Annotated in this window: 12 protein-coding genes; 4 read left to right on the forward strand and 8 right to left on the reverse strand. The window is 71.4% G+C overall.

Features of this window, described 5'->3' with window-relative positions; genetic code table 11:
* The first annotated feature begins 50 nt into the window (after positions 1-50).
* Both ACIBK5_RS26930 and ACIBK5_RS26935 read left to right on the forward strand, forming a co-directional pair.
* Positions 51-905: a methyltransferase domain-containing protein gene (locus ACIBK5_RS26930; protein ID WP_399023267.1), complete on the forward strand. Its 855-nt coding sequence runs from the start codon at positions 51-53 to the stop codon at positions 903-905.
* Between the two features lie 139 nt (positions 906-1,044).
* On the forward strand, positions 1,045-1,647 hold the full coding sequence (locus ACIBK5_RS26935) for a hypothetical protein (RefSeq protein ID WP_399023269.1): 603 nt from the start codon (positions 1,045-1,047) through the stop codon (positions 1,645-1,647).
* A 75-nt stretch (positions 1,648-1,722) separates the two neighbouring features.
* Here the strand turns inward: ACIBK5_RS26935 and ffh are convergent, their stop codons facing one another.
* The 5 genes from ffh to ACIBK5_RS26960 all read right to left on the reverse strand — a co-directional run bounded on the left by ffh (position 1,723) and on the right by ACIBK5_RS26960 (position 9,349).
* Positions 1,723-3,273 (reverse strand): signal recognition particle protein, encoded by a 1,551-nt coding sequence (gene ffh / locus ACIBK5_RS26940; protein WP_399023271.1) that lies wholly within the window; start codon positions 3,271-3,273, stop codon positions 1,723-1,725.
* An 81-nt stretch (positions 3,274-3,354) separates the two neighbouring features.
* Positions 3,355-5,802 (reverse strand): [protein-PII] uridylyltransferase, encoded by a 2,448-nt coding sequence (locus ACIBK5_RS26945; protein WP_399023273.1) that lies wholly within the window; start codon positions 5,800-5,802, stop codon positions 3,355-3,357.
* 38 nt (positions 5,803-5,840) lie between these two features.
* A complete protein-coding gene (locus tag ACIBK5_RS26950) occupies positions 5,841-6,179 on the reverse strand; it encodes a P-II family nitrogen regulator (RefSeq protein WP_030231663.1) in 339 nt (112 codons plus the stop codon).
* Positions 6,176-7,516 carry an ammonium transporter gene (locus ACIBK5_RS26955; protein ID WP_399023276.1) on the reverse strand — a complete coding sequence of 447 codons (1,341 nt, stop codon included), beginning with the start codon at positions 7,514-7,516 and terminating at the stop codon, positions 6,176-6,178. The genes ACIBK5_RS26950 and ACIBK5_RS26955 overlap by 4 nt, the downstream gene beginning before the upstream one ends.
* Before the next feature lie 339 nt (positions 7,517-7,855).
* Entirely contained in the window at positions 7,856-9,349 is a 1,494-nt protein-coding gene (locus ACIBK5_RS26960; protein ID WP_399023277.1) for a hypothetical protein, read from the reverse strand.
* Positions 9,350-9,795: 446 nt separating this feature from the next.
* Here ACIBK5_RS26960 and ACIBK5_RS26965 point away from each other — a divergent pair, with 446 nt between their 5' ends.
* A complete protein-coding gene (locus tag ACIBK5_RS26965; protein WP_399023279.1) occupies positions 9,796-10,461 on the forward strand; it encodes a bifunctional DNA primase/polymerase in 666 nt (221 codons plus the stop codon).
* A gap of 111 nt (positions 10,462-10,572) precedes the next feature.
* On the opposite strand, the gene ftsY is transcribed toward ACIBK5_RS26965, so the two are convergent.
* On the reverse strand, positions 10,573-11,772 hold the full coding sequence (gene ftsY / locus ACIBK5_RS26970; RefSeq protein ID WP_399023281.1) for a signal recognition particle-docking protein FtsY: 1,200 nt from the start codon (positions 11,770-11,772) through the stop codon (positions 10,573-10,575).
* Between the two features lie 151 nt (positions 11,773-11,923).
* Here ftsY and ACIBK5_RS26975 point away from each other — a divergent pair, with 151 nt between their 5' ends.
* On the forward strand, positions 11,924-12,895 hold the full coding sequence (locus ACIBK5_RS26975; protein WP_399023283.1) for an LLM class flavin-dependent oxidoreductase: 972 nt from the start codon (positions 11,924-11,926) through the stop codon (positions 12,893-12,895).
* 113 nt (positions 12,896-13,008) lie between these two features.
* On the opposite strand, the gene ACIBK5_RS26980 is transcribed toward ACIBK5_RS26975, so the two are convergent.
* Positions 13,009-14,427 carry a sugar porter family MFS transporter gene (locus tag ACIBK5_RS26980; RefSeq protein ID WP_399023286.1) on the reverse strand — a complete coding sequence of 473 codons (1,419 nt, stop codon included), beginning with the start codon at positions 14,425-14,427 and terminating at the stop codon, positions 13,009-13,011.
* Between the two features lie 233 nt (positions 14,428-14,660).
* Positions 14,661-18,239, reverse strand: coding sequence for a chromosome segregation protein SMC (smc, locus tag ACIBK5_RS26985; protein ID WP_399023288.1), 3,579 nt, complete (start codon positions 18,237-18,239; stop codon positions 14,661-14,663).
* Positions 18,240-18,334: the final 95 nt, after the last annotated feature.

The raw sequence follows: 18,334 nt of genomic DNA on the forward strand, positions 1-18,334 counted from the left end.
GCCATGGAATCGGGCAAGAGGCAACTCTCGGCGGATTGGGGCGCTTACTTATGACACCTACGCTCGTGCGGCAGCACCTGCCTCACGCGGGGGCCGCACCCCGCGTGGACCTGCGTGCACGCGCGCGTGACTGGTCCGAGATCCAGGAGCGGATGCTCGTGCCGCTCTACGAGGCCGTCCACGAGCGACTGGACGTGGGTCCCGCCACGCGGCTGCTCGGCCTCGGCTGCGGTTCCGGGCTCGCCCTGCTGATGGCCGCCGCCCGGGGAGCGGCGGTCACCGGTGTCGACTCCTCCCCCGAAAGAATGACCTTCGCGCGGGAGCGGCTGCAGCCCGAGTCGTGGGGCACGCGCGCGCGTACGGAGGCCCGGCTGGTCGAGGGTCCGCCCCGGGACGCGGCGATGCCGGGTGCTCCCGCATTCACCCTGGTGACCGCCTTCGAGCCCATCGGGTGCCTCGCGGGCGACTCGGAGGGGATGAGCGGGCTGCTCACCGAGGCGACGCCGCTCGCCGAGCGTGGTGCGGCCGTCGTGCTGGCCGGCTGGGGCCCTCCGGAGCGGTGCGCCACGACGTCCGTGCTGCGGGTGGCCACGAAGCTCGCGGAGCCGCTGCGCAACACGGGCAGCTGGCGTCCCGCCCTGCGCGACGATCTGGAGGACGTCGCCCAGCGGGCAGGGCTCAAGCCGGACGGCTCCGGGCGGGTGGCGTGCCCCTTCGGCTACGCCGACGTGGACAGCGCGGTACGCGGGCTCAAGTCGACGGGGCTGTTCGACGCGGCGATGGCCGCGACCGACCAGGTGCAGGTCGACAAGGAGCTGAGCGAGGCACTGCATCCGCATCAGCGGCAGGACGGGACCGTGTGGATGCCCAATGTGTTCCGCTATCTGATCGCCCGGGTCCCATAAGGATCAGGCTTTGTCCGGTGCAGGTGTGAATGGCGTGAAGAAAGCACGGTGCGGTGCTTCTGGTGCCATGAAGTGGATCATGACCGCTTAATCTGATCCACCGTTCGGGGGATCTACACATCTGCATACAGGAGCTGCTTTGCCGCACCACACGACCGCGCTGCGTCTCGTCGCGCCCGTCGCCGTCCTCGCCCTCTCGCTCACCGCCTGCGGAGGCGGCGGCGACAACGCCGAAGCGAAGAGCCCGGCCACCGAGAAGGCCAAGGTCTTTCCTTCGCCGGAGCCGGCGTCCGGCGGCGAGATGGGGAGCGGCGAGAGCGCCACGGGCAAGGTCGAGGAGGACCCGGGCAAGGTCACCTACGAGATCCTGGCGCAGAAGGTCGACGTCGGCACCGAGGCCGAGGCCGCCAAGGCCGTCTCGGAGCCGGACAAGGTCAAGGGCAAGGTGCTGGCCACCGCGTACCTGAAGTACACACACAAGAGCGGCCCCGCCCTCACCGACGGTTCCGACGTGCACGACAGCACCACGGTCTTCGCCGACGGGCAGCGCGGCACCGTCCTCATTGGCGCCTCCGAGGACGCCGCGGGCTGCGAGGACCCCTACGACGTCGACAGCTGGAAGCAGGGCGACAGCCACGTCTTCTGCGAGACCTACGTGATCCCGGCGAACGCCAAGAACGTCGAGGTCCACTGGTCCGAGGAGGACGGCGAGCCCTACATCTGGAAGTTCCCGAACGCCTGACCTGCCGGCAGACCAAAGAGGGCGCCCCCTTCCGGAAGGAAAGGGGGCGCCCTCGGTGTCGTGCGGTTCGGACCGTCAGCCCATGAACTTCTTGAACTCGTCGGGGAGTTCGAAGTCCTTGCCGCCCTGCTGCGGCAGTCCGAAGGCGCCGCCGCCCTCGGCCGCGGCGGCCCGGCGGGCGGCCTCCTCCTGCTCCTGCTGCTTGCGCTTCATCGGGTTGCCGGAGCGCTGCTTGCCCTTGGCCTGCTTCTGCTTCTTCTTCGTCCGGCCGGGGCCGCCGCCCATGCCCGGCATGCCGGGCATCCCGGGCATGCCGCCGCCCTGGGCCATGCGGGACATCATCTTGCGGGCCTCGAAGAACCGCTCGACCAGGTTCTTCACGGCGCTGACGTCGACACCGGAACCACGCGCGATACGGGCGCGGCGCGAGCCGTTGATGATCGTCGGCTCCTGGCGCTCGGCCGGGGTCATCGACTTGATGATGGCGGCCGTGCGGTCGACGTCCCGCTCGTCCAGGTTCTGGATCTGGTCCTTCATCTGGCCCATGCCCGGGAGCATGCCGAGCAGCTTGGAGATGGAGCCCATCTTCCTGACCTGCTCCATCTGGGCCAGGAAGTCGTCCAGGGTGAAGTCCTGGCCCTTCTTGGACGCCAGCTTGGAGGCCATCTTCTCGGCCTCTTCCTGGCTGAACGTCTTCTCCGCCTGCTCGATCAGGGTGAGCAGGTCACCCATGTCGAGGATGCGGGAGGCCATCCGGTCAGGGTGGAAGGCGTCGAAGTCGTCGAGCTTCTCGCCATTCGACGCGAACATGATCGGCTTGCCGGTGATCTGCCGGATCGACAGGGCCGCACCACCGCGGGCGTCACCGTCGAGCTTGGAGAGCACCACGCCGTCGAAGCCGACGCCGTCGCGGAAGGCCTCGGCGGTGTTGACCGCGTCCTGGCCGATCATCGCGTCGACGACGAACAGGATCTCGTCGGGGCTGACCGCGTCACGGATGTCCGCAGCCTGCTGCATCATCTCCTGGTCGATACCGAGGCGGCCCGCGGTGTCGACGATGACGATGTCGTGGACCTTGGACTTCGCGTGCTCGATGGAGTCCTTGGCGACCTTGACCGGGTCGCCGACGCCGTTGCCCGGCTCCGGCGCGTAGATGCCGACGCCCGCGCGCTCGGCGACGACGCTGAGCTGGTTCACGGCGTTCGGCCGCTGGAGGTCACAGGCGACCAGCAGCGGCGAGTGGCCCTGCTCCTTCAGCCAGCGGCCGAGCTTGCCCGCGAGGGTGGTCTTACCGGCACCCTGCAGACCCGCCAGCATGATCACGGTGGGCGGCTGCTTGGCGAAGCGCAGGCGCCGGGTCTCGCCGCCGAGGATGGTGACGAGTTCCTCGTTGACGATCTTGAGGACCTGCTGGGCGGGGTTCAGCGCCTTGCTGACCTCGGCACCGAGGGCGCGCTCCTTGACGTTCTTGATGAACGTCCGGACGACCGGCAGCGCCACGTCCGCCTCGAGGAGCGCGATCCGGATGTCCCGGGCCGTGGCGTCGATGTCCGCTTCGCTGAGACGCCCCTTGCCGCGCAGGTTCTTGAAGGTCGCTGAGAGGCGATCGGAAAGAGTATCGAACACGGCGCTCGCGGTCCTCAGGGTTGGTGGCTACAGGGAATCGCCCTCCAGGGTATCCCGGCGTGACAAGTCGCCGGGTCGGCCTCACCCGCGCAGTGTCTCCTCCAGCTTCCGCGCCACCGAGACGGCCTCGTCCCCGGGCAGGGGCGCGCCCTCCGGGCCGGTCACGTAGAAGGCGTCCACGGCGTTGGCGCCGAGCGTCGAGACATGCGCGCTGCGCACCCGTACGCTCGCGTCCTCCAGGGCACTGCCGATGCGGAACAGCAGGCCGGGGGCGTCCTGGGAGCGTACCTCGATCACCGTGGCCAGCCGGGAGGCGGCCGGGTGGACCGACACCCGGGGCGGCGGGGCGACCACGCCCCGGCGGCGCGGATAGGCCGCGTCCCGTTCGGCGAGGCGGCCGGAGATGTCCAGGGAGCCGTCCAGGGCCCGGACGAGGTCCGCGCGCAGCCGGGCGGCCTGCGGCAGGGAGCCGTACTCGGCGGCGACCCGCCAGTCCAGCAGCAGTACGGAGCCGTCGACGCCGTCCGGGAGGGTCAGGGAGCGCAGTTCCGCCGTGCGTACGGTCAGCCGGTGCATGGCGAGGACACCGGCCACCGCGGGCAGGACGCCCGGCTGGTCGGGGACGGCGATGAGAAGTTCCACACCCAGCGGCTCGGGGTCGCCGGACGGCTCCTGCCCGGCGGGCGGCTCGGTCTGTGCCCGCAGGGCGAGGACCGGGCTGCCGGTGGCGGCCGCCTCGAGGGCGAGCCGCTCCTGCTCGGCGGTCGGCGCGCCCTCCTCGGGGTCGTCCGGGGCGTCCCCGGCGAGCACCGCCAAGACCCGCTTGACGAGGTCGGCGACGAGCGAACCGCGCCAGGACGACCAGGCTGCCGGTCCGGTGGCCAGGGCGTCGGCCTCGGTGAGCGCGTGCAGCAGTTCCAGGGTGCCCTGGGAGCCGACGGCCTCGGCGACGGAGCGCACGGTGGCCGGGTCCTCCAGGTCACGCCGGGTGGCCGTCTCGACCAGGAGCAGATGGTGCCGTACGAGGGTGGCGACGACCGTCACGTCGTGGCGGTCGAAGCCGATGCGGGCGGCCACGTCCTTGGCGATGATCTCGCCGGCCACGGAGTGGTCGCCGGGCCAGCCCTTGCCGATGTCGTGCAGCAGCGCGGCGACCAGCAGCAGGTCGGGGCGGCTGACCCGGCGGGTGAACTCGGAGGCCTGTACGGCGGTCTCGATGAGGTGCCGGTCGACGGTCCACAGGTGCACGGCGTTGCGCTGCGGGCGGCAGCGGACCCGCTCCCAGTCGGGCAGCAGCCGGGTGATCAGGCCCTCGGCCTCCAGCGCCTCCCAGACCTCGACGGTCGGGCGGCCGGAGCCGAGCAGGGTCACGAGCTGTTCGCGTGCCTCGGCGGGCCAGGGCGTGGGCACCGGGCGCGCGGCGGCGGCCATGCGCCGTACGGCGTGCAGGGAGAGCGGGAGTCCGGCCTGCGCGGCGGCAGCCGCGGCGCGCAGCGGCAGCACCGGGTCGCGCTCGGGGCGCGCGGCACGGGCCAGCACCACCTCGCCGTCCTGCTCCACCACCCCCTCGGCCAGCGGAGACCGCTCCGCGACGGGCTTCCCGCCGCCCAGCATGGCGCGCAGCCGGGGCCGTACGGCGCGCGACCGCAGCACGCGCCCCACCTCGCGCCAGGTGACATCACTGGCGTACGAGACGAGCCGTGCCGCCTCGTACACCTGCCGGAGCAGTGTGTCGGCGTCGAGCAGACCGAGCTCGGCGGCCACCTGGTCCTGCTCCTGGAGGGCGAGCCGGTCGGTGGCGCGGCCGGTGGCCAGGTGCAGGGCGTCCCGTACGTCGAGGAGCCGGCGCCGGGCGTCGGCGAGGCCCTCGCGCGGGGCGTCGGCGAGCCAGGAGGCCGCGACGGCGCGCAGGGCGGTGGCGTCGCGCAGCCCGCCCCGGGCCTCCTTCAGATCGGGTTCCAGCAGGTACTGCAACTCGCCCTGGCGCTCGGCGCGCTCGGCGCACAGTTCCTGGAGTTCGGGGAGGCGCTTCGGCGCCTGGTTGCGCCAGTCGGCCAGCACGGCCGTGCGCAGTCCGGCGGTGAGGCCGAGGTCGCCGGCGATGTGCCGGGCGTCCAGCAGGCCGAGCTGCACCTTGAGGTCCTCGCCCGCCGTCTTGCGGGCCTCGGCGGGCGTGCGGACGGAGTGGTCGAGGTCCAGGCCCAGGTCCCAGACGGGGTACCAGAGCCGGTCGGCGAGGGCGGCGACCGCCTTGGTGTCGCTGCCGTCGTGCAGCAGGAGCAGGTCGAGGTCGCTGCGTGGGGACAGCTCGCCGCGTCCGTAGCCGCCGACGGCGACCAGGGAGGCCCCGCGCAGTCCCTCCGCGCCGGCGGCGAACAGGCCCGTGAGCCAGTCGTCCGTCAGTTCGGCCAGGGCCGCACGGCGCGGCGGCCCGGACCGCGTCTCCTCGGTGAGGAGACGCAGCCGGGCCGCCGCGTAGCCGCTGGGTCCCGAGTCCTCTGCTTCCTTCTGCACGTCCGTACCCGTCACCCGGCGACTCCTGTTCCGTTTGCCTGCCTAAGGGGTCCTCAGAGCGCGTCGGGGCCGCGCTCGCCGGTCCGGACCCGTACGGCCGTCTCGACCGGGATGGACCAGACCTTGCCGTCACCGATCTTGCCGGTGCGGGCGGCCTTGACCACGACATCGATCAGCTGCTCGGCGTCGTCGTCCTCGACCAGGACCTCGATGCGGATCTTGGGGACCAGGTCGACGGTGTACTCGGCACCGCGGTAGACCTCGGTGTGGCCCCGCTGACGACCGTAGCCGCTGGCCTCGGTGACCGTCAGGCCGTGTACTCCGAAGGCCTGCAGGGCCTCCTTGATCTCGTCGAGCCGGTGCGGCTTCACGACGGCGGTGATGAGCTTCATGCGTCCACCTTCTTGCTCGCGGCAGCGGCGACCGGGGCCGTGACGGCCGTCTTGGCGGCACCGCCACCGGCACCGCTGAAGTCGTATGCGGTCTCGGCGTGCTCGGCCTGGTCGATGCCGGCGACCTCCTCGTCCTCGGAGACGCGCATACCCATGGTCTTGTCGAGGATGAAGGCGAGGACGGCGGAGACGATCAGGGAGTAGGCGAGCACCGCGAAGACACCGGCGCACTGCTTCCAGAACTGGGTCAGGCCGCCGCCGTAGAAGAGGCCCTCGACGGTGGACTGGCCCTTGCCGCTGGCGAAGAGGCCGATCAGCAGGGAGCCGACGACACCGCCGACCAGGTGGACGCCGACGACGTCGAGGGAGTCGTCGTAGCCGAACTTGTACTTCAGGCCGACGGCCATGGCGCACAGCACACCGGCGATGGCACCGACGGCGATCGCGCCGAGCGGGGTGACCGCGCCACCCGCCGGGGTGATGGCGACCAGACCCGCGACCGCGCCGGAGGCGGCACCCAGCGTGGTGAACGCGCCGTGGCGGATCTTCTCGTAGGCGAGCCAGGCCAGCATGGCGGCGGCCGTGGCGACCTGGGTGTTGACGAACATCAGCGCGCCGACGCCGTCGTCGTTGCCGAGCCAGGAGCCGGCGTTGAACCCGAACCAGCCGAACCACAGCAGACCGGCGCCGAGCATGACCAGCGGCAGGCTGTGCGGACGCATCGGGTCCTTCTTGAAGCCGACGCGCTTGCCGATGACGAGGATCACGCCGAGGGCGGCGGCACCGGCGTTGATGTGCACCGCCGTACCACCGGCGAAGTCGATCACGCCCAGCTCGAAGGCCCAGCCGCCGGCGCCCCAGACCCAGTGCGCGACCGGGAAGTAGACGACGGTGGCCCACAGGGCGATGAACAGCGCCCAGGCGCTGAACTTCACGCGGTCCGCGAGGGCACCGCTGATCAGGGCGGGCGTGATGATCGCGAACATCAGCTGGAAGACCAGGAACACGAAGACCGGGATCGTGTAGCCCGGCCACAGCTCCGTCAGGCCGATGTTGCCGAGACCGACCCAGTCGGAGTTCCAGCCGATGAGGCTGCCGGAGTCGGTGCCGAACGCCATGGAGAAGCCGTACAGCACCCACAGGATGGTGACGATCCCGAGGCTGATGAAGCTCATCATCAGCATGTTCAGGGTGCTCTTGACGCGGACCATGCCTCCGTAGAAGAAGGCCAGGCCCGGGGTCATGAGCATCACCAGGGCGGAACAGATGAGCATGAACCCTGTGTTCGCGGCAGACAGCTTGGGCGCCTCTGCGGCAAGGGTGATGGCTGGTGCCATCGGCGTCTCCTCGTCATTGGTACGGCCCCGTGCGGGCGAAGCCTCGAGCGGAATGAGGGGTGGGCCGGTTATGCGCCACGACATTGGCGCAGCGCGGTTTCGGTCGAAGCCCCTCGTTGTTTCGCCGCCGTGACGAAGGCGCGTGCTGTGTTACGCGTCGATGAACTGCCGGATCGCGGGCGCGCCGATCGTTATCGTGGCGCAACCTTCGGTCTCCACTGCCTTCCGGACACGGGCCGGCCGCGGTCGGCCTTCCGATGACCTGGCATGGGGGAGCCGAGTCGGGCAGTTCGGGAGGGCCGGCCGCGGCCGGGGTTCAGGGGTCTCGGAGGGTGGCGGTCAGACCGCCTCCGCGGTCTCGGGCAGCTCGGCGGCGAGCCGCTCGGTGAGGTCGACGACCTCGCCGAGGTCGCCGAAGTCCCGCGCGGCCGTGTCGACCGTCTTTCGGATACGAGTGTTGACCCGCTCGGAGCGGACCTTCTTGGCGACCTGCATGGCCTGGGTGGCGAAGACCGTGCTCTGTTCGGCCTCGCGCTGGAGGAGGTGCACGGTGGCCATGCCGATCAGGTTGAGCGCGTACGACCGCTGGTGCTCGCCGTCCTCGGCGAACAGCTGCACGGCCCGCTCCATCAGCGGCTCGGCCAGCGAGGCGTAGGTCGGGCTGCGGCCGGCGACATAGGCCAGATCGCGGTACGAGTGCGAGTTCTCGCCGTACAGCTCGGCTTCGGAGAAGAAGCGGATCCAGTCGGGGTCCGGCTCGTCCCACTCGCCGGCGTCGGCGAAGGTGTCCTCGGCCATCCGGACCGCCCGCTTGCACTTGCCGGGCTGTCCCATGTTGGCGTAGGCGCGGGCCTCCATCGCATACAGCATCGACTGGGTGCGCGGGCTCGCGCAGTCGCGGCTGCCGTACTGCGCGAGGTGGATCAGCTCCAGTGCGTCGTCGGGCCGCCCGAGGTGGATCATCTGCCGGCTCATGCTGGACAGCACATAGGAGCCGAGGGGCCGGTCACCGGCCTCCTTCGCGGCGTGCAGCGCGAGGACGAAGTACTTCTGCGCGGTCGGCTGCAGCCCGATGTCGTACGACATCCAGCCGGCCAGCTCGGCGAGTTCGGCGGCGACCTTGAACAGCCGCCGGGTGGTGGCCTCGGGCTGGGGCTCCTGGAGCAGGTCCGTCACCTCGTGCAGCTGGCCGACGACCGCCTTGCGGCGCAGGCCGCCGCCGCACTGGGCGTCCCACTGCCGGAACATCACGGTCGTGGACTCCAGGAGGTCCAGCTCGGGCTTGGAGAGCCGCCCCCGGGCGCGCCCCGCCGAGCCGGGCTCGGCCTCCGACCGCTGGGCCGGGGGCGAGGGGACGAGCCAGCGCTGCATGGGTTCGATGAGGGCCGGGCCCGCAGACAGGACCAGCGAGCTCCCGAGGAAGCCGCGCCGCGCCAGCATCAGGTCGCTGCGCGAGAACTCGCTGAGCAGGGCCACGGTCTGCGGGCCCGTCCAGGGCAGGTCGACGCCGGTCGCGGAGGGTGACTGGCGCGCGGTGCGCAGCCCCAGGTCCTCCACGGAGACGACGACCCCGAAGCGTTCCGAGAACAGCTCGGACAGGATCCTGGGGATCGGTTCGCGGGGGTTCTCGCCGTCGAGCCAGCGGCGGACGCGCGAGGTGTCCGTGGAGATGTGGTTGGCGCCCAGCTGGCGTGCCCGGCGGTTGACCTGGCGGGCGAGCTCGCCCTTGGACCAGCCGCTGCGCACGAACCAGGAGGTGAGCAGCTCGTTCGGGCGCTTGTCAGCGTGCGTCACGCTCGCAGCGTTCGTTCCGCTTCCGCCGTTGCCGCTCACTGGAACGCCCCCATCCCTGAGACCACTTGTCGCCGAGTGCGCCAAGCCCTATCAGCATGCCGGTTCGTACTGCCGTCCGTCCGGCCCTTGTCACCCATCGAACGGAATAGCGACTTACCTCCGGCATACCCACGAGTGCATATGCCCCCAGGACTCGTGCACACAAAGTAATCCTACGATCACCCGTCCAGCCACGGCTCACACGGAAACGCCACCATTCGCCACCCCTTCGAATGAACTCACGTACGGCTCCTCGCGATTCACTTGACACGGCACAACCAGGAGCGGGTGCAGAGACGCACTGAGGGGCGCGTGTCGTCGAGCACACCACCCCGGACACCCCTGGGCGCTGAGTGAACGGACCGCCGCCCGGGAAGGCGGAAACAGAGAGTCACGCAGAGCGACCGCTGCGTAACCACCGGTGCGTCGGACCCGTTGGAGGGGGCATGGGCTTCACGATCGGCATCAGCCGGGGCATGCGCGACATCCGGTCCGGCTCGCGCCGCCGCGGCCGGACGTCGGACGGCACCGCGGTGGCCGAGTACACCGGGCTGTGGGGCTGGGACGTGGTGCCGGGCGCCCGGGCCTCGGCGGGCGCCTGCTCCTGCGGCCGCCGCGACTGCCCGGCGCCGGGTGCGCATCCGCTGGACTTCGCGCCGGTGATCCCCGCCGGGGCGACGCTGGACGACGTGACCGAGTCCTGGGGCGAGTTCCCCGGCGCCTCGGTGATGCTGCCGGTCGGCCGGGCGTTCGACGTCATCGAGGTGGCCGAACCCGCCGGCTGCCGCGCGCTGGCCCGGCTGGAGCGCATGGGTCTGCCCGTCGGCCCGGTCGCGGCGACCCCGGACGGCCGCGCCCACTTCTTCGTCGCCCCCGGCGCCGCCGCCGATCTGTCCGGCCTGCTCTACCGCATGGGCTGGGACGACCCGGCCTCCCTCGACCTGCGCGGCCTGGGACCCGGTGCCCACATCACGGCACCGCCGTCCGACCGCGGCGGCCTCGGCCCGGTGCGCTGGCTGCGCTCCCCCGCCCTGGACTCGGCGTCCAGGGCGCCGGAGGCCCGCCTGGTGCTGGGCACGCTGGCGTATGTGGCGCACCGGTCACGGGCCTAGCCACCGCACAGCCGTACACAGCGAAGCGCCCGACCCGACGGTGTCTCGGGGCGGGCGCTTCGCTGTGTCCATCCGGCCTTCCGGAGGTGCTCCACTCGGCTGGTCCGGAGCTCACTCCCCGATAAGGGCGTCAACGAACGCCTCCGGCTCGAACGGCGCCAGATCGTCCGCGCCCTCGCCGAGCCCGACGAGCTTGACCGGAACGCCCAGCTCGCGCTGGACCGCGACCACGATGCCGCCCTTGGCCGTGCCGTCCAGCTTGGTGAGCACGATGCCGGTGATGTCGACGACCTCGGCGAAGACCCGGGCCTGGACCAGGCCGTTCTGGCCGGTGGTGGCGTCGAGGACGAGCAGTACCTCGTCCACCGGGGCGTGCTTCTCCACGACCCGCTTGACCTTGCCGAGCTCGTCCATGAGGCCGGTCTTGGTGTGCAGGCGGCCGGCGGTGTCGATGAGCACGACGTTCGCGCCCATCTCCTTGCCCTCCTTGACCGCGTCGAAGGCGACGGAGGCGGGGTCGCCGGCCTCCGGTCCGCGCACGGTGTGGGCGCCGACGCGCTCGCCCCAGGTCTGGAGCTGGTCGGCGGCAGCGGCCCGGAAGGTGTCGGCGGCGCCCAGGACCACGCTCTGGCCGTCCGCGACCAGGACGCGAGCGAGCTTGCCGGTGGTGGTGGTCTTGCCGGTGCCGTTGACCCCGACGACCATCACGATGCCCGGCTTGCGGTCCTCCGGCTCGGTCTTGACCGCGCGGTCCATGTCGCGGCCGACCAGCGTGACCAGTTCCTCGCGCAGCAGGGTGCGCAGTTCGTCGGGGGTGCGGGTGCCGAGCACCTTGACGCGCTCGCGCAGCCGCTCGACCAGTTCCTGGGTGGGCTGCACGCCGACGTCGGCGGTGAGCAGCGTGTCCTCGATCTCCTCCCAGGTGTCCTCGTCGAGGTGCTCGCGCGACAGCAGCGTGAGCAGCCCCTGACCGAGGGCGTTCTGCGAGCGGGAGAGACGGGCCCGCAGCCGGACCAGGCGACCCGCGGTGGGCTCCGGGATCTCGATCTCCGGAGCTTCGACGGGCGGCTCCTCGACGGTGACGGGAGCCGAACCGTCCGGAAGATCCACCTCCTCTATCGTGCGCCGCGGTTCCTCCCGCGGCGTCTCGGCCTCGTCGCCGACGTGCGGCTCGGCCGGTGGGGCGGTGATGTCGGGCGCTGCGGGCGGGGGCGGCGGCGGCTGCTTCTTGCGCCGGCTGCCGACGATGAGCCCGCCGAGCGCGACGAGCACGACCACGGCGATGACTACAGCAAGGATGACGATGTCCATAACGCGTCCAGTATCAGCCATGGGCCCCCGGGTCACCCCGCTTGTGCCGTCCCGCGGGGCCGAGGGCCGCCGGATCTCCACACCCCTGGATGTCTGACGCATCGTCAGCTAACGTCCCCCGGACACCCGCCCGGTGGAGGGAGACGTCCCCATGCCCGTCACGGTCGCACGCTTCAACCTCGTCGCTCCGGGGGCCTCCCCCGCCGAGCTCGGCGCCCGGTACCGGGCGGCCCTGGAGATGGCCTCGTACGCCGACGACCGGGGTGTCACCACGGTGCAGACGGAGGAGCACCACGGGGCCGACAACAACTGGCTGCCGTCGCCGTTCGCCTTCGCGGGGGCCGTCTTCGGCGCGACCCGGCGTGTCGCGGTCACCGTCTCGGCGATCATCGGCCCGCTGCACGACCCGCTGCGGCTGGCCGAGGAGATCGCCGTACTGGACCTGCTGAGCGGCGGCCGGCTGGTGACGGTCGCCGGGATCGGGTACCGGCCCGAGGAGTACGACCTGTTCGGCGTGGACTTCGCCCGGCGCGGCCGGCTCCAGGACGAGCTGCTGGAGACGCTGCTGAAGGCGTGGACGGGCGAGCCCTTCGCCTATCGGGGCCGCACGGTCCGCATCACCCCGCGCCCGTACACCGACCCGCATCCGCTGCTCCTGGTCGGCGGCTCCTCCCAGGCCGCAGCGCGCCGGGCCGCCCGGCTCGGCCTGCCCTTCTTCCCCAGCGCGCATCTGCCGGAGCTGGAGGCGTACTACAAGGACCGGCTCGCCGAGTACGGCACCGAGGGCTGGGTCATGATGCCCGCCGCCGAGACGCCGCTGCTGCACCTGGCCGAGGATCCGGACCGGGCCTGGGCGGAGTACGGCGAGCACTTCCTGCACGAGGCGCGGACATACGCCTCCTGGCAGTCGAGCGGGGTGCGCTCGGCGGTGAAGTCGACCGCGACGACCGTCGGGGAACTGCGTGCCGAGGGCGTGTACCGCATCCTCACGCCCGAGGCGTGCGCGGAGCTGGGCCTGGACTCCTATGTGCTGCATCCGCTGGCGGGCGGGATGCCGCTGGAGGAGGGGTGGCGGAGTCTGCAGCTCTTCTGCGAGCGGGTCCTGCCGCGGCTGACCGCGTGAGACGACAGACCGCCGCCCCGGCTCGGGCAGTGGCCGAACCGGGGCGGCGGCGGGTTACGGGGAGAGGGGCAGCGGGGACTTGGCCCTTCTCCCCGAGTGCGGGGGGGGCGGGCTCAGCCCATCTCCTCCAGGGCCTTGCCCTTCGTCTCGCTGACGAACTTCAGGATGAAGGGGATCGAGAGCGCGGCGAAGGCCGTGTAGATCACGTACGTCAGGGAGAGGTTCCACTCGGCCAGCGAGGGGAAGCTCGCGGTGATGGCCCAGTTGGCGATCCACTGCGCGGCGGCGGCCACACCCAGGGCGGCGGCGCGGATCCGGTTGGGGAACATCTCGCCGAGCATGACCCAGACGACCACACCCCAGGACAGGGCGAAGAAGAGGACGAAGACGTGCGCGGCGATCAGGGCGATCCAGCCCTGCGCGGCCGGCAGCGTGCCGTCGACCAGGGGGTGGGAGAACGCCCAGGCCTCCAGCGCCAGGCCGACGACCATGCCGACCGAGCCGATGATCGCGAGGGGCTTGCGGCCGATGCGGTCGACGAAGATCATCGCGATCACGGTGCCGACGATGTTGATGATCGACGTGGTGAAGGAGTAGAAGAACGAGTCCGCCGGGTCGACGCCGACCGACTGCCACAGCGTCGAGGAGTAGTAGAACGCGACGTTGATGCCGACGAACTGCTGGAAGACCGACAGGCCGATACCGATCCAGACGATCGGCTTGAAGAAGAAGCTCCCGCCGAGCAGGTCCTTGAAGCTGGACTTGTGCTCACTGGTCATGGCGTGCTCGATCTCGGCGACGCGGGCGTCCAGGTCGACGTTCTTGCCCTCGACCTGGGTGAGGATCTCCCGGGCGCGCTCGTGCTTGCCGACGGAGATCAGGAAGCGCGGGGACTCGGGGATCCGGAAGGAGAGCAGGCCGTACAGGACGGCCGGGACGACCATCACGCCGAGCATGACCTGCCAGGCCTCCAGGCCCATCAGCTCACCGCGTTGGTCGCCGTCGGCGGCGTTCAGCAGACCCCAGTTGACCAGCTGCGACACGGCGATGCCGATGACGATCGCGGCCTGCTGGAAGGAACCGAGCCGGCCGCGGTAGGCGGGCGGGGCGACCTCGGCGATGTACGCCGGGCCGATCACGGAGGCCATGCCGATGGCGAAGCCGCCGACGACGCGCCAGAAGGCGAGGTCCCACAGGGCGAAGGGGAGCGCGGAGCCGACGGCGCTGACGGTGAAGAGGACCGCGGCGATCTGCATGCACCGGATGCGGCCGATGCGGTCGGCTATCCGGCCGGCGGTCGCGGCGCCGATGGCGCAGCCGATGAGGGCGACGGCGATGACCTGGGCGAGGGCTGCGGAGCCGATGTCGTAGCGGCCTCGGATGGCCTCGACGGCACCGTTGATCACGGAACTGTCGTAGCCGAAGAGGAAACCGCCCATCGCGGCCGCCGCCGCGATGAAGATGACGTGCCCGAGATGTTCGGGGTGAGCCGTCCTGGCTCCGGACTTGGGTGCCTGCGCTGTGCTGGTCACGTGTACTCCTCAGGCCACCGGCAACGCTGCCGGAGGGGATCAGCCCTTCGAGGTGCCACCTGAAGGTACCTGAAGGTAAAAGGAACGTTGCCGAGACTATGCCTTCAAGTTTCGAAGTCAAGAGGTCGAGAGACGTGAATCTGCGGCAGGAGTGTGGTGACGATGTGTTCAAGAATTGAAGTCACCGAGCGTCGCAGGTGAGACCGATACAGATCGGTGTAGAACGCATTCATCTAGCGCAGGCGCTGGCTGATGACCTTCGACACACCGTCGCCCTGCATGGAGACGCCGTACAGCGCGTCGGCGACCTCCATCGTGCGCTTCTGATGGGTGATCACGATCAGCTGCGAGGCCTCCTGCAGCTCCTGCATGATCCGGATCAGCCGCTGGAGGTTGGTGTCGTCGAGGGCGGCCTCGACCTCGTCCATGACATAGAACGGGCTGGGCCGCGCCTTGAAGATCGACACGAGCAGCGCCACGGCGGTCAGCGACCGCTCGCCGCCCGAGAGCAGTGACAGCCGCTTGACCTTCTTGCCCGGCGGCCGGGCCTCGACGTCCACGCCCGTGGTGAGCATGTTGTCGGGGTCGGTCAGGATCAGCCGCCCGTCGCCGCCCGGGAACAGGCGCGAGAACACGCCCTCGAACTCCCGGGCCGTGTCCCGGTAGGCCTCGGTGAAGACCTGCTCGACACGCTCGTCGACCTCCTTGACCACCTGCAGGAGGTCCGCCCGCGTCTTCTTCAGGTCCTCGAGCTGCTCGCTGAGGAACTGGTGGCGTTCCTCCAGTGCCGCGAACTCCTCCAGGGCGAGCGGGTTCACCTTGCCGAGCTGCTGGTAGGCGCGCTCGGCCGACTTCAGCCGCTTCTCCTGCTCGGACCGGACGAACGGCCTCGGCCGGTTGCGCGGGTGCTCCGGGTCCTCCGGCAGCTCCTCGCCCTCGGCGGGGGGCGAGGGCGGCACGAGCTGGTGCGGTCCGTACTCCGCCACCAGTCCGGCCGGTTCGACACCCAGCTCCTCCAGCGCCTTCGTCTCCAGCTGCTCGATCCGCAGCCGCTTCTCGGCGCCGAGTACCTCGCCTCGGTGGACCGAATCCGTCAACTTGTCGAGTTCGGCCTTGAGATCGCGCCCCTCGGTGCGGGCCCGGGCGAGTTCCTGCTCGCGGCGGGCCTTGGCGGCGTCGGCGGCGGTGCGCTCCTCGTCGGCGCGGCCGACGGACACCTCGACGTGTGCGAGCAGCTGCCGGGCACCCGAGCCGACGGCCTCGGCGACGGCCGCCTCGTGCCGCAGCCGGGCCCGCCGCTGCTCGGCACGCGCGCGTGCCTCGCGTTCCGCGCGGGCGGCCCGGTCCAGCGAGTCGGCCCGTCCGGCCAGGCCCTTGACCCGTTCCTCGTGTGTACGGGCCTGGAGGCGGGCCTCCATCTCGGTCTGGCGGGCGTTGGCACCGTCGGCGGCGAGCCGGTCCCGTACGGAGGTGTCGGGCTCCTCCTCGATCGGCATCTCCTCGGCGACGGCGAGCCGCTCGGCGAGTTCCTCGACCTCGGTGAGGGCCTTGTCGAGGGCTTCCTGTGCCCTGGCGGCGGCGGCCGTGGACCGCTCGGCCTCCCCCGCAGCGCCGCGTGCCTGCCCGGCGAGCCGGCCGAGCTGCTGGGCGACGGACGACTTCTCCCGGTCGGCGGCGCGGCGGCGCTCCCCCACGTCCTCGACGAGTGCCGCGGTCTCCTTGCGGCGCTCGGCGGCAGCGTGCTGGGTCTCGGTCAGTTCCTCGCAGAGGACGGCGAGCTCTTCCAGCTCGGCGGCTGCCTCGTCGACGGAGGCCTGGACCTCCAGGAGGCTGGGGGCGCCGGCGGATCCGCCGTGGGCGATGTGGGCGCCGAGGAGGTCGCCTTCGGCGGTGACGGCGGTGAGGCCGGGGTGGGTGTAGACGAGGTCTTCGGCGTCTTCGAGGGTGCTGACGACGACGATGCCGTGCAGCAGCCGTCGGACGGCCGGCATGAGGTCGGAGGGGCCGCGGACCAAGTCTGCGGCGAAGGGCTGTGGGGCGTCTGCGGGTTCGTTGTGGCTGGTCGCGCAGTTCCCCGCGCCCCTGAGGGCGTCATCTCCTGCCAGGAGCAGAGTCGCCCGGCCTCCGTCCTGCTTGCGCAGCAGGCGGATGGCGTCGGCGGCCGCGGAGGGAGTGGCGACCGCCAGAGCGTCGGCAGCGACACCGAAGGCCGCGGCGAGGGCGACTTCGTGCCCCGGGGTCACCGTCAGGAGTTCCGCGGCCGGGCCGAGCAGGCCGGAGAGGCGGTCCTTCGCCGCGAGCAGTATTCCGGTGCCGTCCTTGCGACGCAGGCCCAGCGCCAGGGCCTCGTGGCGGGCCTGGGTCGCGGCGCGCTTGCGTTCCACCGCCGTGGCCGCCTCGCGAGCCGCCGTGAGGGCGGCCTCGGCGTCGGCGAGCCGCTGCTTCGCGGCCTCGTGCTGCTCGGCGAGTTCGGCGTCGCCCGCGTCGAGGCCGTCGACCTCGGCCTTGAGGGCCTCGTACTCCTCCTGGGCGGCGACGGCCCGCTCCTGGGCCTCGTCGCGGGCGGCGGCCAGGCGTTCGATCTCCGCCTGGGCGGAGGCCGCGCGCGAGCGGGCCGCGTTGACCTGGCCGCTGAGCCGGGCCAGTCCCTCGCGCCGGTCGGCGATGGCGCGGGCGGCGTCCTTCAGGCGCCGTTCCTCCTGGGTGAGCGCGCGCTCCAGCTCGGCACGGTGGGAGACCGTGTCCTCCAGGGCGCGTTCGGCCGCCTCCAGGGCGGCCTCCAGCTCGGCCTCCTGCTCGCGGATGCGGGCGGCCTCGCGCTCCATGTCCTCGGGGTCGCGGCCGCGCCGTTCCTCGGGGGGCGCGGAGGTGGCGCTCTTCACGCGGGCGTCGGCCAGCGAGATCGTGCCGCGCACCCGCTCGGCGAGCTGGGAGAGCTCGTACCAGGTCTGCTGGGCGCGCTGGAGGCGCGGCGTGAGCTGCCGTACCTCGTCCTCCAGGAGTGCCTCGCGCTGGAGCGCCTTGCGCAGCTCCTGCTCGGCGGCCTCCTTGCGCCCCTTCAGCGCGGCCTCGTCGGCGACCTCGGCGTTGAGGGCTTCCTTCAGCCGTACGAGGTCGTCGGCCAGCAACCGCAGGCGGGCGTCGCGGAGGTCGGCCTGGATGACGGCGGCCCTGCGGGCGACGGCGGCCTGGCGGCCGAGGGGCTTGAGCTGGCGGCGCAGTTCGTCGGTGAGGTCCTGGACGCGGGCCAGGTTGGCCTGCATCGCGTCCAGCTTGCGCAGCGCCTTCTCCTTGCGCTTGCGGTGCTTGAGGACGCCGGCGGCCTCCTCGATGAAGGCGCGGCGGCCCATGGGGTCGGCGTGCAGTACGCCGTCGAGCTGGCCCTGCCCGACGATGACGTGCATCTCGCGGCCGATGCCGGAGTCGGAGAGGAGTTCCTGGATGTCGAGGAGACGGCAGGTGTCGCCGTTGATCTGGTACTCGCTGCCGCCGTTGCGGAACATGATCCGCGTGATGGTGACCTCGGCGTACTCGATGGGCAGGGCCCCGTCGGCGTTGTCGATGGTCAGGGACACCTCGGCGCGGCCCAGCGGGGGGCGGCCGGTGGTGCCGGCGAAGATGACGTCCTCCATCTTGCCGCCGCGCAGCGATTTGGCGCCCTGCTCGCCCATGACCCAGCTCAACGCGTCCACGACGTTGGACTTGCCCGAGCCGTTCGGTCCTACGACGCACGTGATCCCCGGTTCGAACCGGAGTGTGGTCGCCGAGGCGAACGACTTGAACCCGCGGAGGGTCAGGGCCTTGAGGTGCACGCCGCCGGACTCTACCGCCCGGGTTCGTCTCACTCCATGAACCCACGGTTTCGCCGCTGAACGCGCAGGGCACACCACACGTTAAAGACGGTGAA

The sequence above is a fragment of the Streptomyces sp. NPDC050546 genome, assembly GCF_044457425.1.
GTDB lineage: Bacteria > Actinomycetota > Actinomycetes > Streptomycetales > Streptomycetaceae > Streptomyces.

Excerpts from the sequence above, each read along its gene's own strand:
- ACIBK5_RS26930 (WP_399023267.1), top strand. The coding sequence starts at position 51 with ATGACACCTACGCTCGTGCGGCAGCACCTGCCTCACGCGGGGGCCGCA.
- ACIBK5_RS26950 (WP_030231663.1), bottom strand. The coding sequence starts at position 6,179 with ATGAAGCTCATCACCGCCGTCGTGAAGCCGCACCGGCTCGACGAGATC.
- ACIBK5_RS26955 (WP_399023276.1), bottom strand. The coding sequence starts at position 7,516 with ATGGCACCAGCCATCACCCTTGCCGCAGAGGCGCCCAAGCTGTCTGCC.
- ACIBK5_RS26965 (WP_399023279.1), top strand. The coding sequence starts at position 9,796 with ATGGGCTTCACGATCGGCATCAGCCGGGGCATGCGCGACATCCGGTCC.
- ftsY (WP_399023281.1), bottom strand. The coding sequence starts at position 11,772 with ATGGACATCGTCATCCTTGCTGTAGTCATCGCCGTGGTCGTGCTCGTC.
- ACIBK5_RS26975 (WP_399023283.1), top strand. The coding sequence starts at position 11,924 with ATGCCCGTCACGGTCGCACGCTTCAACCTCGTCGCTCCGGGGGCCTCC.